We start from the raw sequence: 17279 nt of genomic DNA on the forward strand, positions 1-17279 counted from the left end.
GAAATGCTATATTGCTGCAAAAGTTTAATTGCTAAATAAGAAACATTTTACATAAAAATAAAAACCATGCAGGCAAATATCCCACATGGTTCAATAAATTATGATTACACTTAATTTATTATCATCACTTAGAGATACAAGCCTACTTCAACGCTCTAATAGACTTGTATCTGCTTTTGACAGATCAAGTCTCTAGTGATGATGATGTAATAAATTTTTATTATTAATATTAAGCGTTCTCATAATATTCCTCCTAAATTTTTATTATAAGCATTATACATCAAATTATTGTTGAATTCAATATTCGATATTATAAAATACCTATATCCGATAAATTACTTTTAATGTTGTCAATCTGCTCTTTTTTTAATCTATAATAATTAATTACAATATTATCAAATATACCTATATTCTTTAATGAATCAGGCATTGTTAGGTCTACCTGTTTTACATCTACAGAGTACTTATTTCTTTTTGTAAATCTTTCTAATCGTTGAAGAGCTTTATTACTAAAATCAATCCCTGTTACTTTAAATTTATTTTGTAAAAGAAATAGTGTATTCCTCCCATCTCCACACGCAACATCAAGAACTGAACCCTTTTTTAAATACTTTATATTTTCCACTAATGACTTTTCAGGATTTAATGGTTTATCACTTCTTTGTTCAAATTTTTCATCCCAATATTGTTTATCCCCCATATATTCCATTTTAAATCCTCCTTAAATCTCTCTATCAAAAACCGTATAGCAACTTTTATAAAATCACTATGGGATTTTCATAATTATCTTCTTGTCATATGTTATACTAAAAAAATTTTTCCAAACATCACGCTGCATGTGTTTACTTTTATCATAGTGAATCTTCCTTATTTTAACTAAAAAATTAGACTTTTCCAAAATTTTCAAGGTCACAGTTACCTGCTTACGTAAATAACTTTGCAGTTTATCTATTTGAACATATTTAGTATAATTAGTATATTTAAATGTATATTGATTCATCATTATTAAAAAAACGAAGTAAACATATCTACATTTGATAAGGAGAAAATTAGGACAATGAATTATTTTACTAAAGATTGGTATAAATTATGTCAAAAAATCGACAATCACTTGCTTTTAGAAGAAAATAAAAAAGCAGAATCTTTTTCTGAGGAATATTTTCAACAATTATACAATCAAAAATTAACGAAATGGTTAGCTTCACAACAAGAATTAGCATTATATCAAGCTCAATGTGAATTAGAAGAAGATTATGTTCTACAAGAACCATTTGATAGAAAAAAACTGTCTAAACAATTCCATGAAGCATTTGTATATAATCAAGAATGTATTAAAAAAATTTTACCAAAAGAAATATTAAAAAAGATAGCAGATATTAGGGTTTATACGTTAAATGAAGCATCCTATGAAGTAATACACGCTGTAACTAATTTTTGCAAAAACAATAAAAAATTAGTAGACAAAGCCGTTAAAGAATATCAAAAATATTATAAAAAAGCATTAAAATCATTTGATAAAAATATAATTGAAAATATAAATTTTCATGATTGTAGTATTATAGACATAAAACAAACAGAACAATCTTTATCAATATTATTTGATAATTTCGGAGGTTTTACAGACATATGTGAAATGCGATTTGAAAATTATAAGATACTAAAACAAGATGGTTTACTACAAAACTCATGGTGGCTTTACGATGAAATATATAAATCAAACGGCAAATATGAATTACAAGTTTTACTTGAAAATAAAAATAGTGATTTATTAGAATTTAATATTTCTGCTGAATACATTTTCTTTTAGAATTTTAAATTTCACAAGTGAAAAATAGTCACTACGGGAAATAGTATTCTTTTACTTCAAAAATTGAGTTATGATATAATATGATTAACATATTGGAGGTGTTTTTATGAAGGTCTGTGATACATTCAGCTCTAAATCTACTTGCTCCTTGCAAAGACTACAACAAAGTCAGCTATGCTTTGTCTGGGGCCTAAGCTGTTAAGTTAGCTGAAGCGCGCACATGTTTTAGGCTCTGTAACACATAGCTTTTTAGTATTCTTTGCTTTAATACTACTATAAAAGTGAAGGAGTAAGGAAATGAAGTATGTGAAAGCACAAGATGTGTTACCAGAGGAAATTCTTAAAATAATACAAAAATATGTAGATGGGAAATATCTTTATGTACCCAGGAAAAATGAAAATCATAAGGCCTGGGGAGAAAATAGTGGTATAAGAAGTAGTCTTAAGATTAGAAATGCCGAGATTTATAAAAAGTACGTTGAAGGGACTACTATTAATGAATTAACTCAAGAATATTATCTATCAGAAAAAAGTATAAGAAGAATAATAAGTCAAGAGAAACGTCTTACTCATAATCATTACAGAATTATTTATTAGATTGAATCCTTATTTTAAACTATGTTATGATTTCATTGTAATCCAACTTTCCCAGGTGAAAATAGCCGCTGCGGGAAATGATATCTTGCTTAGAAACCTTTCACTTCAGTAACAAGTTCTAAAGCTTTACTCATATTGAAAAAAGATTTTTTAATTAATATTCCGTAGGAATCAGTAATTAAAAAATAACTTTTTTCAAATTCGTAAAGCTAAGAACTTGTAAACTTTGTTCAAATGTTTCTTACGCAATATATCATTTCCCTTCGCTAAGCAGTATTTTTTTACTGCAAAAGTTGAGATTGTAATAATCCAATGAAAGTTATAATTTTCAATTTAAGACAATATTCAAAAGTAAAATGATTGTGAATATATACTACGTTTTAACTTAAGATGATTATTGTTACTTTCAGTTGGAGTAATAATAATCATCTTTTTTTACAATATATACTTTTTAAAGCTGTAACATAAAAATAACTAATATATAATTTAAAATTTTTGCTAAATCAAAAATCAACATATGTACAGAGAGGTGTCAAAGTTTATGAATGCTTTTATCAAAAAACATGAATACAATTATATAAAAAAATGTTTAAAAAATTTAAATAATGCTTTCAGAAATTGTGCAGATCCTAATATTATTGAAGTAAGTAAAGCATGTATACAAGAAAAAATGTTACGTCTTTTTAAAAATTTATCTGAGGAAGAAAAAGAACTACTTAACATTAGTAAAATAAATGATTCCTTGGACATTGATACGTATTTAGTTGAATTGAATAAATATGTATATGGAATGCCAAAGATTACAGATGCACAAATTAATAAATTATTTAAAAAGGAAAAGAAATTTAAATTACCAGATCCAAGTGCACAGGATTCAAAAAATGTGTATTTAGGTTGGATTGATCGATCCATTAGAAAATTATTTATAGCTTACAATATGAATGGTAAACTTGTCGGTATGACGTGTAAAATTCCAAATTATAGTTCCAACAATCTTCATGTCTGTGCACTTTGCAATCATGTAGGTCCACAAAATGAAGTAGCCTTTGTTTCATCTGTCTGTAAAAAAAATAATACTAAAAAAGGTTCCTATAGGTCAATAGGATTTGATATATGTTTAAATAGCAAGGAATGTAATGAAAGAATTGCATCTACCGAAAAGCTTGAGAAAATTTTAAAAGATGTTAATAAAAAGTAACAGTTACTTTCCATCACTTTCACAGATGAAAAATAGCCGCTACGGGAAATGATATCTTGCTTAGAAACCTTTCACTTCAGTAACAAGTTCTAAGCTTTACTCATATTGAAAAAAGATTTTTTAATTAATATTCCGTAGGAATCAGTAATTAAAAAATAACTTTTTTCAAATTCGTAAAGCTAAGAACTTGTAAACTTTGTTCAAATGTTTCTTACGCAAGATATCATTTTCCTTCGCTAAGCAGTATTTTTTTTACTGCGAAAGTTGAATTATTAATAATTTATAGATGTATTATAACTAGCTTTAAACACTATTATTTTTTAATTAGTCATACCAATCTCTAAAAAGTCTACATCATTTATGATATGGTTCTCCGTATCATATCCTAAACTTTAAGAATGTTGTAATTGAACTAGAGAAAATTTATAATTTAGTATACAATTATACAATGAAACTTCAAGAGAGGAGGTATTTTTACACTTTTAGGAGTATTATATATCTACATAACTATAACTAATTATAAAAAAGAAAATAAAAAATGATTACAATTTAACAACTAAAAATGGAGGTTATTTATGATGAAAAATATTTATGAAGAATGTCCGGTATACAAAAATAAACTTATTACATTAAAGCAAACAACCATGGAGGATGCCCAAGAATTATTAGAGTGCTATTCCGATGAAAAGGCAGTACCATTTTTCAACTCTGATAATTGCCAGGGAGATGATTTTCACTATACAACAATTGAAAGAATGCAGAAAGCAGTTGACTTCTGGGATTTTTCTTATAAAAACAAATACTTCGTAAGATGGACAATAATTTTGAATGACACAAATAAAAAAATTGGTACAGTTGAAATGTTTCATAGAATTGCAGATGATGAATTTAATCACCATGGTGTATTAAGAATTGATTTGCAAAGCCATTACGAAAAACAACCAGTTATTGATGCTATTTTAGAAATTGTTGATGAAAATTTTTATGAGGCATTTGATGTTAAAGCTATTCTCACAAAAGCTATTCCAAATGCTGCTGAACGAATTACCTCATTAATACAAAAGGGCTACCAGCCAACTAACAAAAAACTTGGGATATATGATGACTATTTTGTAGGTAAAATCAAGGGGACAGGTAAGAAGACAACTCATTAATTTTACAGGAGGTCCTATCATGAAAAAAAATACAGTATTATTTACAAGAATTCTTTATATCCTATTTATTATTGGAACTATAATTTCACTTTTTATTGCTTTTAAAGACATAAACAATATCATTGCTTTGAATTTTGTAAAGGGGTATGTAATTTTCACTTTCTTTATGTTTATATATATTCCTTTAATAACTGTTATAAATTTAAAGAAATTAAAATGGATTAAAGTAAAGAAAAGATTATTAAAGTTAATAATTTTATTTGTTTTATTTGGTGCTTCAAATTATATCTTTGATTATGCATTTAGACCTTCAAAAATAGATTTATTTAGAGAATCTTCTATTGCTTTTGGTTTATCTTTTGGTATCACTTTTGTGGACATTACATTTTTAAAAAAGAAGTATAATTAAAAGGGACATATCATTAATTTCATCTGCAAACTACAGTGTAAATTAATGATATGTCCCCTACTATTTTTACTACTGTATTTTATCTAGAAAATTCACCATGATTTGAGTAAATTCTTTCGGCTTTTCATAATGAAAATCATGTCCTGATACAACATCTACTAGTACATTATTTTTGATTAACGAATGTGCACGATTGACATCTTTATCATCCATAGCTGCTAAAAGAATACCATTTTCATCATAATGCCAACTTGTATGAATGAAAATTGATGGGCAATCAATTCTTGCTAAAGTTTCTGATTGATCATAGTTTTTAAACCATGAGCAGTCATAAAAAGTATCACCAAATTTAAGATCATAAGGGCCAGATATTAATTCAAACATTTAACGATAAAATTTTCTATTATGTTTATAAAGAACTTATCCAAAACGAATAAGTTCTTTTTATATTTTCATCTCCAAATTTATCTGATTTAGATTTGAATAATAGATTAATATGATTTATTATCAATTATAAAGAATATTAGTTTTAATTATAAATATTTAACATAATTATATATAACAACTTCTATTTTAGATTGATGAAGGGAGAGATTTTTATGAAAGTAAAGAAAAAGTGGAAGGTTCTATTATTAGCAATTATATTAATAGCTGTTAGTTATGCCTTAACTTATATTCCTCATAAAATAGTTAAGATTTCCCCTTCCAAAGTATCTTCCATCAAAATTCTTGATGGTAACACAGGAAAATCCACTGTAATTACTGAAAGAAAAGATATTGAACACATTATTAATAATCTTAACAGCATAACATTCAAAAAAGATAAATGTTCATTATTCTATATGGGTTATTCTTTTAGAACAACTATCTATAGAAATGATGGCTCGGTATACAAAAAATTTATAATAAATTCAGAAAATACGCTTCGCAAATACCCATTTTTTTATAGCGATACTACCCGAAGCATTGACTATGATTATATTAAGAACTTAATAGACAAGCAAAACTAAAGGGGACGGTTCATTAATTTTAACTGTAATTTACAGATTAAATTAATGAACCGTCCCCTATTTTACAACACTTTTATTAGGCATGCGAAGTTTCAGAAAATAAGAATTTATCAATTGTTTCCACTGATAGTGATTTTACCAAAAATGTATAATCATCCTTTTGTAAATCCTTAATTTCAAGTTTCATAAATTTTAGATCTGGAGTAAAATTAAAGTTTACCTTTTTAACTTTAGAACTTGCAATCTTTAATATAATGCTCTCAATGTTTATACTATTTTTACTCAATACATCATATAAATTAAGCTCATTATCTTCTATAGAAAATATCACAATAGTATTTTCTTCCTCCAAATAATAAATATTATCCGAAAAAACATATAAACAATAAAACAAAATAAGATGCTCATCATTCTTTACTCCTAACTTTTGAGAAATATAGGTTCTTTCTGAAGCTAATTTACGTATAAGATTTAAGTCCTCTTTATTTGAAAAATCTAATTTTCTCAATTTTGTATCTGGATCTTTATCAACATTTAATTCCATTGAAAAAGTACTTTCTATTTCAGGTTTAAATCCAAATTTAAGATATAAACTTAATGCATTATCTGCTGCAAATAGATATATAAAATCAACATCCTTTTCATATTCATCCAACACAATTTTCATAAGGCTTGACACAAGACCTTTTTTTCTATAATCCGGATGAGTCATTACAGTTCCAATCTGGACTGCTTTTTTCTTTTGCCCTTTCCACATAATTTCTAGTTTATTTACAGAGATATTAGAAATCACTTTATCACCATCAACATAAGAGTAACAAATATAATTTTCATTCCAAAAACCCTTTTGAAACCATGGTTCAAAATCTATTCCAAATGTACCAATGGCAAGCTCGTTAAAACTAGCTCTATACTTTTCATTGTTTTTATAATCTGTTATTAGTTTAAATTTATCCATTATGAAAACCCCCGATTATTCCTCTATTTTTTGTTCATTTATTTCATCTATTAATATTGTAATGATGTCTTTTTCTCTTAAAACAACATTTGATTTAACTATATTTCCATTTATCCTTATAAATCCTTCATTAATCAATTTTACGATTTGGGCTCTACTAATATCTGTTATTTTTGATGATAAAAATTTATCTAATCTAATTTTCTTACATAATTGTTGTAGCAAAATTTCCACCTCATTAATTTTTTGTTGCGTTAATTCAGAAATACTAATTTCCTCATATTCACTTTCAATCTGATCATACTTTTCAGAATTATTTTCTAAACCTGATAGTGCTTTAAATGTAGAAATTTTTTTATTCCAAGTATGACCTTTTGGACATTTATAAATAGCAAAATAAAATATATTTTTACCATTTGCATTTTGTCTTCTTTTTAGTGAATCTTTAAACCTTACTTTTTTACCACAATTGTGACAATATCTATCTTCCCAATCTATTTCATTATTATATATACTCCAAATTAAATTTAACTTCTTTTCCATATTCCTTACCTCCAATTAATTTAGTTAACGGAAAGGAATATAAAAAGTTTTTATTATATTTTGGTAATGTGTAAATCATAAACTATTATAATACTCCTTTCGCTTATTGATTTGAATACATTACCTTAAATATAGGTTCCATATAATCACCGCCAATCTTTTATTTGTGATTGATGTGTTTATATGTAACTATCAAATATAAATACTTACTTCACAGGCTCTAGACACTAATTTTCCCCAGCACTTGTTTTTAACTACAAAAGTTAAATTCTTTAAAAAATTTATAATTTCCTACAAAAAACAAAATTTAACATGCGCTGTAATTTCTCCAATAAGATAAAAAAGGCTATAAGCGAGAAGAACTCACTTATAGCCTAATACAATCCTAAATTATTAGATACAAATTAAAACTATATAAAAATACATGCAAAGTGTAAAATCTAAAGCAATACACTAAATACACTAAATTTATATAAACATCATAATTTATTATAATAATTAATTATAGCAAAGTAAGTTACCTTCTAAATTGTTAGTTCCATAAAAAGCACACCAAAAAAGCCTAATTAAAATTAAGCAAATTTAATACATTCTTACAAAATATTTATTAATTTTTAAATAAAATTAATATTAACAATTTGATGGTGTCATAACTTACTTTCCTCCTTTAAATTACAAATTTATATACATATATAATAAACCAAAATATGTATCTTGTAAAGGTTATATATATTTTCAATATCTATTCCCCAATTCTTATAAATCAATACGCTTATCATGGTAAAAAATATCCGCTCCGGAAAATGATATCTTGCTTAGAAACCTTTCACTTCAGTAACAAGTTCTAAGCTTTACTCATATTGAAAAAAGATTTTTTAATTAATATTCCATCGGAATCAGTAATTAAAAAATAACTTTTTTCAAATTCGTAAAACTAAGAACTTGTAAACTTTTTTCAAATGTTTCTTACTCAATATATCATTTTCCTTCGCTAAGCAGTATTTTTTTTACTAGAAAAGTTGAGTTTTAAATTCTAAATTTCTGATATTCCCCAAACTGCATTCTTGCAAAAATGAATACCATATCGCTGCCATAACATTATCAAAATAACATAGAGACAACTTTATTATGTTATAATAACAAAAAAACTCATTTGATGAGGGGGTTATACATTGAAACTTGATAGACTGCTTTCTATTCTTGTGGTTTTACTTAGAAAAGAACGTGTACAAGCTAAAGAATTAGCTGAAATGTTTGACGTTTCAGTAAGAACAATACTTAGAGATGTGGAAGCACTAAATCTTGCAGGAATACCTATTGTAACATATCAGGGAATGAATGGCGGAATTGGCATTGTAGAAGGATATCGTTTAGATAAAAATGTACTTACTCGAGATGAGATGACTACAATTATTAGAACCCTAAAAGGTATGTCCAAAACCATACCTGACAATAAGTATGAAGTTTTAGTTGAAAAATTTAAAAACTTACTAACTCCTTCACAACTTTCACTGCTAGATTCCAAACTAAACCGCTTTGTAATTGATCTGTCCCCCTGGGGAGAAAGTGAACATTTCAAAGAAAAAGTGTCAATGATACGTAATGCTATAGAAACTTTAAAAGAAATTGAATTTACATATACAGATGCAGTGGGAAATACCACTATTCGAAAGGTTGAACCCTATTCTTTAGTTTTGAAGGGACAACAGTGGTATTTGTATGCTTGGTGTCTTCTTAGAGAAGACTTTAGACTTTTTAAACTTTTGAGAATGAATGAATTAGTCACTTTAGATACAACATATGAACGTAGAGAAATACCTGAAGAAGCCTTTGCATGGAAAGATAACTGGCAAAAATCAAAGAATATGGTTTTACTTGAATTGGTTTTTGAAAAAGAGTTAGAAAATGTTGCTAAAGAATGGTTTCAAGAGTATATAACCAAAATTGATAATGGAAAGATTTTTGTTAAAGTATTATTTCCCGAAAATAATTGGCTTTATGGTTTTCTTTTAAGCTTTGGAACAGGAATTGAAGTTATAAATCCTCCCCATATTAGAAAAATTCTCTCTGAAATAGCTAGAGATGTTTACAAGAAATATTCTAAATAAACATGACATACAGTTGTCTTGTTTGTAATGCTATACTTAAGAAAAAACAAAGGAGAGATCGATATGGATTATAAATTTGAATTAAATGAACAACCTAAACAATTGGTTCTTTCTATTCGTACAAGAACTGCAGTTGAAAATTTACCAGCAGAGTGTAAAAAAGCATATAATGATATTTTTGAGTATCTAAATGAACTAGGAGAATCACCAGCTGGTGTACCTTTTGCAGCATATTACAATATGGATATGAAAGACCTTGATGTAGAACTAGGATTTCCTATATCAAAACCCGTCCCTGAAAAAGATGAAATGAAATTAAGTGAAATTCCTGCAGGAAAACAGGTATCATGTATGTACAAAGGACCGTATAAAGAAATATGTCCAGTATACGATGCCATGATGAAGTGGATAGAAGAAAATGGACATTCTCCAGCAGGTGCTTACGAATTTTATTATAATTCCCCTATGGACGTGCCAGAAAGTGAATTGTTAACAAAGGTGGTATTTCTTCTTAGGTAACTGTGACCTTTCAAAAATTGGTAAAACTATGGGGACAGTTCATCAATTTTACCTGTAAACTACAGCTTAAATTAATGAACCGTCCCCCCTTATTTTCTGCAATCCAACTTGCTTCGCACAACTTTGAAATATAATTTTTTGCAAAACAAAGAGTATCACTAAAAAATGGTACCCAGCTTAATTTTCATATTTACATCATCAATATCAAAGTCCTCATACCCTTGACTCTCCGCCCAATCTAACATACCCTTATGATCTGGATGGTCTTTATTCGATATAATCTCAAGAAATTCTTCATAACCATACTCTCCCCCTACGTCCTCAGGTGGAGTTTTACCTTCTCCTTCAAGACAAACAGCATAATTTTTATCATAATCATCTATCATTTTCTCAACTTCAATATAATGACTCCAGCTGTCTCCAAAATCATAATTGTACTTTATATTTTTAAATTCAGGTATGTATTCTCTAAGCTTTATATTTTTTTCAAGTTTCATTGGTATCTCACCTAAATAGTCAAATGCTTCTTCATTACAGACTAAATTGATAATCGGTTTATATCCTTTTTTGTGATATGGTGAATAATATTGTTTCAATTTATCTTGAGTACTATCATCATAAATATAAAATTCATGAAGATGATAATTTTTCCACCCAAAAGCAGCCTGCAATACCTCATGTAATTTTTTGAATGTGGTATTTATAGGAACTACTAATCTGCGCCATACATTATTATTCTCCAAATCCATGGTTACTTTAAGCTGTACAGCTCTTCCTCTAAAAATTGGTTTACCTTCTAAATCTTCAAGATCCTTAAACAATTCATTACTTGGTGTTATATAATTATTTTTACCATTACCTATCAAACTTCTGCTTATGCACATACTAGCATCAGTTTGACAAATGGAATCTTGCCTTAATAAATTATTAACATAATATACAACTTCACAAGATTTATTCATTCTTGCAACAGAAGTTTTATTCTTAGTTTTCGTATACACTATCTCCTTGGATTGATTTATGAACTTATCTATAATTTCACTCTTTATACACTCCTCTTCAAAAGTTTCTTTAATTGCCTGCAATATAAGTTCATCAATTTTTTTAAGATCTTTAGCTTTAAGTCCATATAAAACAATCACATATCTATTGCTATCATTAACAAGTACTACTGTTTTTCTGCGATTTACTATTATGAGATTAGCATGCCAAGAGAATAACGTTTCTTCCTCTTTAGGTTCTGCAGGCTTTATTTTTAGTTGATCTAAAAGTTTCTTCGTACATTGTATTAACAATATATACGCCTCCTACACTGATATTTTTTCAGTTTCAACAAATATAAAATCCTCAATTTTATCTTTATAAAACTTCTCACACTAATGTTTTTCACCTTTGTCCATCTTCTTCACAACAACATCAAAAATATATGACACAAACAATGAGGTAATAATTAATAATTAAACTTTCGCAGTAAAAAAATACTGTCTAGCGAAGGTAAATGATATATTGCGTAAGAAACATTTGAACAAAGTTTACAAGTTCTTAGCTTTACGAATTTGAAAAAAGTTATTTTTTAATTACTGATTCCTACGGAATATTAATTAAAAAATCTTTTTTCAATATGAGTAAAGTTTAGAACTTGTTACTGAAGTGAAAGGTTTCTGAGCAAGATATCATTTCCCGTAGCGACTGTTTTTCACCTGCGAAAGTTGAGTTAATAAGAAAATTCATTTTTCATTATAAATCTTCAAAAATCTATCAATCATTTTCTTATGACTTTTTACAATATTTTCAGGAATTTTATGTATACTTATATATCGAAATTCAAGAGATTCACTTTCATCTATTTTGAAATCACCACTTATTTCTTTAGTATAATATGCTACTGTGACAGAATAGAATTCATCACCATTGGGAACCTTTATGTAACTACCTTGTCCTGAAAATACATCTATTAACTTTAATTTTCCAACAGTTAAACCTGTTTCTTCAAACACTTCTCTCCTTGCTGTATCTTCTGTAGATTCCGTTACCAAAAATCTATAAAAATCTATAAATTAAAGATTTTTGTTTCTTTCCTACTTCATAATGTCCGATTTTGCCTGAGCTACTTTCGTTTGCTATAACACTCCATAGGCTTTGTTACCTAACAAGGTAATAGGTTGTAACGATTACCCAATTTAGAATATCTTTTTAAGCTGATATTTCTAAACCATAGTTTGCAAGATTATATGAAGCATTTTTATCCCTATCACAAGTAAAACCGCAACTACATTTATAAATCCTATCCGAAAGTTTTAAATTTAGGAAAACCACTCCCATTAAAGAAATTCTTATATGCTTTATTTAAATCTCTAATGCTTTCCTTTAATGTTGCATTAGATACTTCATAAAGCCACTCATAACCTTCGGTATTCTTTAAGATGGTTAATTCTTTACCTAATTCTGTAACTGATAACTTTTTACCGTTAAGTTTATAATTATCTATTTGCTTGGCTAACGCCCAATTATAAACAAATCTCATGCAACCTATATGCTTATACATTAAAATTGTTTGTTCTTCTGTTGGGTATAATCTAACATTAATCGCCTTTATCATCCTTCAATAACTCCTTAATCATTTTTTTATGCCAATCTCTTAATGTTTGAGGAGTTTTACCTATTTCTTTAGCAAACTCACCTATTGAATAATATTTCATTATTTCTCACCTCTATATAACTATAACAAATAATATAATATTTTTTTCAATAGATTTTTATAGATTTTATTTAACAGTCATTAAACTCCATATATAATCTTGCCACTTATCACTTTCTTCCCTTGTTTCTTGTCTTTTTGAATAAATAATTAATTATTAAGGAAATTTTTCCTTAGGAAAAAATAACGTATTATATTTCTATATGTTTTTTGATTTTTGTTTAAACAAAAATCTTCCTTAATTTTTAATTCTTAACTATTAATTAAATCTAAAGCTTTCTGTTCCACAAAAAGGTATCCTTCATTATTAATTTTTAATTATTCATTATTAATTTTCTTTTACTTGTCCCTATCTTTTTCTCCTCTAACTGTCAACTGTAAACTACCATCTGTCCTTTTCTAACTTGTCACTTAATACTTATCGCCATTTTTTCCACTTATCACTGTGAACTGTCAGCTCTCAACTATAAGTGTTTTTTTCCCCTCAAACGCTATTCCCAGCTCTATAATATCCTTAACTCCTCTATCTAAAAGCTCTCTCTTATAATTCCTGTCTTCTATTTGATTCAAAGCATTTTGAGCACATTTCTCTAAAGTCTCATTATCATCTTTATCTACTTTTTTAAACTCAATAACTATTCCTTTTTTATTTATGTCTCTTGGGATAATCATTATATCATATCTGCCATATCCACTTTCTCTATTAGATTTAACCTGGTATTCATCAGAAAGAGCTATAAGCGCACCAAGTACAAAAGAATGATACACTTTTTCACTTTCTTTTCCTGACACATCAAAATAACTCACTGAATTTAATATAAATTCTCTAAATATCTTACTGAAAACTTTTATGTCTCCAGTAACCAAACTCTTTAACATTATATTAAACTTTTCACCGCTTATATTTTCTCTAAACCAAGCTAATATAATGTCTTCATATAAATATTTAACTTCCAGATTAGGTATTTTTAGTTTGCAGTACGTTCTTCCTCTTTGTATTTTTTTATCAATCACTTTCAAATACCCGCTAAAAAGTAAAAAGCTCCACGCATTATTACTGTCCTTATCTATATCATGCATAACTATATTTTCATTAATTTCTTTTTCTATCTCTTTTCCCTCTACTAAATCTTCAAGCTCCATTTTCAAGGTTTCTCCACCTTTTGCAAGCACCCTTTTTACTAAATCGTTGCTGCTAGTGTTTACCCAATATGACTTAAAACCTTCTCTATAATTATCCACATAATTTAATATGGACCAAGGATTATATATAGTTTTATCTCCAAATCTATATCCATTGTACCAATTTTGTACTTCTTTCGTTTCATATTCTATTCCATAATATTTAAGCATGTCTTGCATTTCATCTTCTAAGAATCCGAAACTGCTGCTGTAGTGAGAACTTATTAATGTACTTACTTTCAAGTTATTCATTCCTGAAAAAATACTCTCTTTTGCAACCCTAAGTATACCTGTAAGCACTGACTTTTCTAAGTAAGTATTGTCTTTAAGTCCACCACTTAAAAATATTCTCATAAGTTCAATAACTTCATTGTAATAATCATTTATATAACCACTTTGAATTGGCACGTCATATTCATCTATTAAAATGATAACCTTTTGTTTATGATACTTATATAGGTATTCACTCAATATATTTAACCCATTAAGATAAACTTCATAAGGCGCTTTTCCCATTAGTATTTCTAATATTTGATCTTTTTCATATTGTTTTAAAACAGAACTTTCTAAAATGTAATCATGTTTTCTAAATAAACCTCTCACTAACAATTTAAAACTATTTTTACATCTTTCCCACTTGGAATGTTTTTCATCCTTGAATGTAATATATATAACAGGATATTTACCCTGCATGGACATTATGTCTTCATAATTATTTATCTTTAAACCTTCAAATAAATGTCTATTATCTTCTTCACTTTTTTCATAAAAATATTTGAGCATGCTCATGTTTAAAGTTTTTCCAAATCGTCTTGGTCTTGGCAAAAGAATAACTTTTGAACCATCTTCAACTATTTCTTTTATGAATAAACTCTTATCCACAAAATAATAGTTATTATCTATAATATCTTTAAAATCACTTACACCTATTGATATTTTCTTATTCATAGAATCCCTCCACATAAACTCTCTAGGATTCCTCCCAGCATGTTCTCTTATCATAATTATACCCTAAAAGAATGAGATTAAACTAGTAAAATTATTGGGACAGTTCATCAATTTCACCTGCAAACTACAGCTTAAATTAATGAACCGTCCCCACTTTTCAAAACTTTATTTATTGAAAGGAAACTATCACATTCCATTTTTTTCAAGGTCACAGTTACCTTCCCTTTAAGCGTTATACGGTTTTTTCTTAAATATCACTATACTTAATATTAACAGTCCCACTCCTAGTGAAAATAGCAAAAGCACATCTTGTAATAAATAATGAATTCCTACTCCTTTTGTTATTATACCTCTTAAAATATTTAAGAAATAAGTTAACGGAAGTAAATTACCTATCAATTGTATCACCTTAGGCATGGCTTCCCTTGGAAATACAAATCCTGAAAGTAGGACACTTGGAAGTATAATAAGTACACTAAGCTGCATAGCTTGAAGCTGAGTTTTTGAAACTGCAGATATTAAAATTCCGATGGCCAATGCACATATTACAAACCCTGCACCTAAAAATAGCAGCAGCATCAATTTTCCTCTTATAGGAACATTGAACCATATAAGCCCTAATGCTAATGAAAATAAGAAATCAAAAAATCCTATGAATATATATGGTATAAGTTTTCCCAATATAATCTCTGATGATTTTAATGGTGATACTGTTAGCTGTTCTATAGTTCCTCTTTCCCTTTCACGCACAAGGGCAAAAGCTGTTAAAAGCACAGTTATGTTTTGCATTATAAGCCCTATTAATCCTGGTATTGTAAAATTTTGATTATCCAAATTAGGATTATATAAAACCTTGGTATTTACCTCAACTCCTCCAACTTTAGGAGTGAAATATAATTTTTCATTATAATTTTTTATCTTTTTCATTCCATAACTTTCTCCTGCAAAAATACCACTGCTAAAAGCAGTTCTTGCAGTTGTTGGATCCGAACCATCTATTATCAATTCTACTTTTGGTTTTTCTCCCTTTTGAAGTCTTTTAGAAAAATCTGGAGGAATAATAAGTGCAGAATGAATTTCTCCTTTATCAATGCTCTCTTTGGAACTTTCCACGCTTTTCTCCATTGATACTATATTAAAATATCCCGTATTTTTAAAACTACTAATTAATTCTCTACTTTCTACAGAATTACTTTGATCAAGTACAGACATTGATATATTTTCAAGCTGAGTATTAACCGCATATCCAAAAAGCAAAATCATCATTATGGGCATAATGATAGCTATACCAAAACTTGCCTTATCCCTCTTTAACTGTATAAATTCCTTTTTTACGATTGAAATAAACCTTTGCAAATTCACATTCTATTCCTCCTTTCTTATCATTTTTCTCAATATATCAAAAGAATTCTCTACCTTCTCATTTGTAGTTTTTTCTACATATTTTATAAATACATCTTCTAAATTATTAGCTCCTTCTCTTTCTATAAGCTCCTTTGGTGTTCCTATGGTTATTAATTTGCTGTTAAATATAAAAGCAACAATATCACAACTTTCTGCTTCATCCATATAGTGCGTAGTTACAAGTACAGTGATTCCTTCAGAAGCTAAAGTATATATCATTTCCCAGAAAATTCTTCTAGATACAGGGTCCACCCCTGCGGTTGGTTCATCTAAAACCAAAATTTCAGGATTATGAATTAAAGCACAGCCAAGAGCCAATCTCTGTTTCCATCCTCCAGACAAATTTCCTGTAATATTTTTTTCTCTGCCTTCAAGTCCAGCCATACTTATTATGTATTTTTTCCTCTCATCTCTTTCCTTTTTACTGAGACCATATATTCCCGCATAAAAATTAAGATTTTCATCTACTGTCAAATCCTCATACAAACTAAATTTTTGAGACATATATCCTATTTTTGATTTTATCTTTCCTCTTTCTTTTCTAACATCATGTCCAAGTACATATGCAGTACCCTCTGTTGGAGGAAGAACTCCACACAACATTCTTATAGTTGTAGATTTACCAGAACCATTGGGACCTAAAAATCCATATATTTTACCCTTTGGCACATTGAAGGTTATATTTTCTACTGCTGTAAAATCTCCAAACTTTTTTGTAAGCCCTTTTATTTCAATTGCATTCAT

19 protein-coding genes and 1 pseudogene are annotated in these 17279 nt (G+C 27.9%); 8 read left to right on the forward strand and 12 right to left on the reverse strand.

Annotated features, from left to right (window positions below; translation table 11 throughout):
- Positions 1–310 precede the first annotated feature (310 nt).
- Positions 311–709 carry a class I SAM-dependent methyltransferase gene (locus ACFIJ5_RS14050; RefSeq protein WP_379808085.1) on the reverse strand — a complete coding sequence of 133 codons (399 nt, stop codon included), beginning with the start codon at positions 707–709 and terminating at the stop codon, positions 311–313.
- Between the two features lie 348 nt (positions 710–1057).
- On the opposite strand from ACFIJ5_RS14050, the gene ACFIJ5_RS14055 reads away from it, so the two are divergent.
- The 5 genes from ACFIJ5_RS14055 to ACFIJ5_RS14075 all read left to right on the forward strand — a co-directional run bounded on the left by ACFIJ5_RS14055 (position 1058) and on the right by ACFIJ5_RS14075 (position 5165).
- Positions 1058–1807: a DUF4085 family protein gene (locus ACFIJ5_RS14055; RefSeq protein ID WP_379808087.1), complete on the forward strand. Its 750-nt coding sequence runs from the start codon at positions 1058–1060 to the stop codon at positions 1805–1807.
- A 297-nt stretch (positions 1808–2104) separates the two neighbouring features.
- The gene (locus tag ACFIJ5_RS14060; protein ID WP_379808089.1) at positions 2105–2404 is read left to right on the forward strand and encodes a CD3324 family protein; all 300 of its coding nucleotides are present in this window, start codon (positions 2105–2107) and stop codon (positions 2402–2404) included.
- 541 nt (positions 2405–2945) lie between these two features.
- Positions 2946–3602, forward strand: coding sequence for a FusB/FusC family EF-G-binding protein (locus ACFIJ5_RS14065; RefSeq protein ID WP_379808091.1), 657 nt, complete (start codon positions 2946–2948; stop codon positions 3600–3602).
- A 575-nt stretch (positions 3603–4177) separates the two neighbouring features.
- Positions 4178–4756 carry a GNAT family N-acetyltransferase gene (locus tag ACFIJ5_RS14070; RefSeq protein ID WP_379808092.1) on the forward strand — a complete coding sequence of 193 codons (579 nt, stop codon included), beginning with the start codon at positions 4178–4180 and terminating at the stop codon, positions 4754–4756.
- A gap of 19 nt (positions 4757–4775) precedes the next feature.
- Positions 4776–5165 carry a hypothetical protein gene (locus tag ACFIJ5_RS14075; protein ID WP_379808094.1) on the forward strand — a complete coding sequence of 130 codons (390 nt, stop codon included), beginning with the start codon at positions 4776–4778 and terminating at the stop codon, positions 5163–5165.
- A gap of 69 nt (positions 5166–5234) precedes the next feature.
- Here ACFIJ5_RS14075 and ACFIJ5_RS14080 read toward each other — a convergent pair whose 3' ends face one another.
- Complete coding sequence (locus ACFIJ5_RS14080; protein ID WP_379808096.1) at positions 5235–5549, reverse strand: alpha/beta fold hydrolase; 315 nt, start codon at positions 5547–5549, stop codon at positions 5235–5237.
- A gap of 215 nt (positions 5550–5764) precedes the next feature.
- Here ACFIJ5_RS14080 and ACFIJ5_RS14085 point away from each other — a divergent pair, with 215 nt between their 5' ends.
- A complete protein-coding gene (locus tag ACFIJ5_RS14085) occupies positions 5765–6175 on the forward strand; it encodes a hypothetical protein (RefSeq protein ID WP_379808098.1) in 411 nt (136 codons plus the stop codon).
- Positions 6176–6251: 76 nt separating this feature from the next.
- Here the strand turns inward: ACFIJ5_RS14085 and ACFIJ5_RS14090 are convergent, their stop codons facing one another.
- Complete coding sequence (locus tag ACFIJ5_RS14090; protein WP_379808100.1) at positions 6252–7133, reverse strand: GNAT family N-acetyltransferase; 882 nt, start codon at positions 7131–7133, stop codon at positions 6252–6254.
- A gap of 15 nt (positions 7134–7148) precedes the next feature.
- A complete protein-coding gene (locus tag ACFIJ5_RS14095; RefSeq protein WP_379808102.1) occupies positions 7149–7676 on the reverse strand; it encodes a S4 domain-containing protein in 528 nt (175 codons plus the stop codon).
- Positions 7677–8848: 1172 nt separating this feature from the next.
- Here ACFIJ5_RS14095 and ACFIJ5_RS14100 point away from each other — a divergent pair.
- Together ACFIJ5_RS14100 and ACFIJ5_RS14105 are read left to right on the forward strand one after the other, a co-directional pair.
- Positions 8849–9784 (forward strand): helix-turn-helix transcriptional regulator, encoded by a 936-nt coding sequence (locus ACFIJ5_RS14100; protein ID WP_379808104.1) that lies wholly within the window; start codon positions 8849–8851, stop codon positions 9782–9784.
- Positions 9785–9847: 63 nt separating this feature from the next.
- The gene (locus tag ACFIJ5_RS14105) at positions 9848–10303 is read left to right on the forward strand and encodes a GyrI-like domain-containing protein (protein ID WP_379808106.1); all 456 of its coding nucleotides are present in this window, start codon (positions 9848–9850) and stop codon (positions 10301–10303) included.
- Between the two features lie 158 nt (positions 10304–10461).
- On the opposite strand, the gene ACFIJ5_RS14110 is transcribed toward ACFIJ5_RS14105, so the two are convergent.
- The 8 genes and pseudogenes from ACFIJ5_RS14110 to ACFIJ5_RS14145 all read right to left on the reverse strand — a co-directional run bounded on the left by ACFIJ5_RS14110 (position 10462) and on the right by ACFIJ5_RS14145 (position 17279).
- On the reverse strand, positions 10462–11598 hold the full coding sequence (locus ACFIJ5_RS14110) for a plasmid pRiA4b ORF-3 family protein (protein WP_379808108.1): 1137 nt from the start codon (positions 11596–11598) through the stop codon (positions 10462–10464).
- 432 nt (positions 11599–12030) lie between these two features.
- Entirely contained in the window at positions 12031–12339 is a 309-nt protein-coding gene (locus ACFIJ5_RS14115) for an NUDIX domain-containing protein (protein ID WP_379808110.1), read from the reverse strand.
- 157 nt (positions 12340–12496) lie between these two features.
- The gene (locus tag ACFIJ5_RS14120) at positions 12497–12625 is read right to left on the reverse strand and encodes a zinc ribbon domain-containing protein (RefSeq protein WP_379808112.1); all 129 of its coding nucleotides are present in this window, start codon (positions 12623–12625) and stop codon (positions 12497–12499) included.
- Entirely contained in the window at positions 12588–12902 is a 315-nt protein-coding gene (locus tag ACFIJ5_RS14125; RefSeq protein WP_379808114.1) for a helix-turn-helix domain-containing protein, read from the reverse strand. Before ACFIJ5_RS14125 ends, ACFIJ5_RS14120 begins: the two co-directional genes overlap by 38 nt.
- Positions 12903–12927: 25 nt before the next feature.
- Positions 12928–13002, reverse strand: a pseudogene (locus ACFIJ5_RS14130) (MerR family transcriptional regulator); the annotation flags it as partial.
- A 452-nt stretch (positions 13003–13454) separates the two neighbouring features.
- Positions 13455–15131 carry an AAA family ATPase gene (locus ACFIJ5_RS14135; RefSeq protein ID WP_379808116.1) on the reverse strand — a complete coding sequence of 559 codons (1677 nt, stop codon included), beginning with the start codon at positions 15129–15131 and terminating at the stop codon, positions 13455–13457.
- A gap of 225 nt (positions 15132–15356) precedes the next feature.
- A complete protein-coding gene (locus ACFIJ5_RS14140) occupies positions 15357–16493 on the reverse strand; it encodes an ABC transporter permease (protein ID WP_379808118.1) in 1137 nt (378 codons plus the stop codon).
- Between the two features lie 3 nt (positions 16494–16496).
- Positions 16497–17279 (reverse strand): ABC transporter ATP-binding protein, encoded by a 783-nt coding sequence (locus ACFIJ5_RS14145; RefSeq protein ID WP_379808141.1) that lies wholly within the window; start codon positions 17277–17279, stop codon positions 16497–16499.

Source organism: Haloimpatiens myeolchijeotgali, assembly GCF_042688525.2.
Classification (GTDB): Bacteria; Bacillota; Clostridia; order Clostridiales; family Clostridiaceae; genus Haloimpatiens.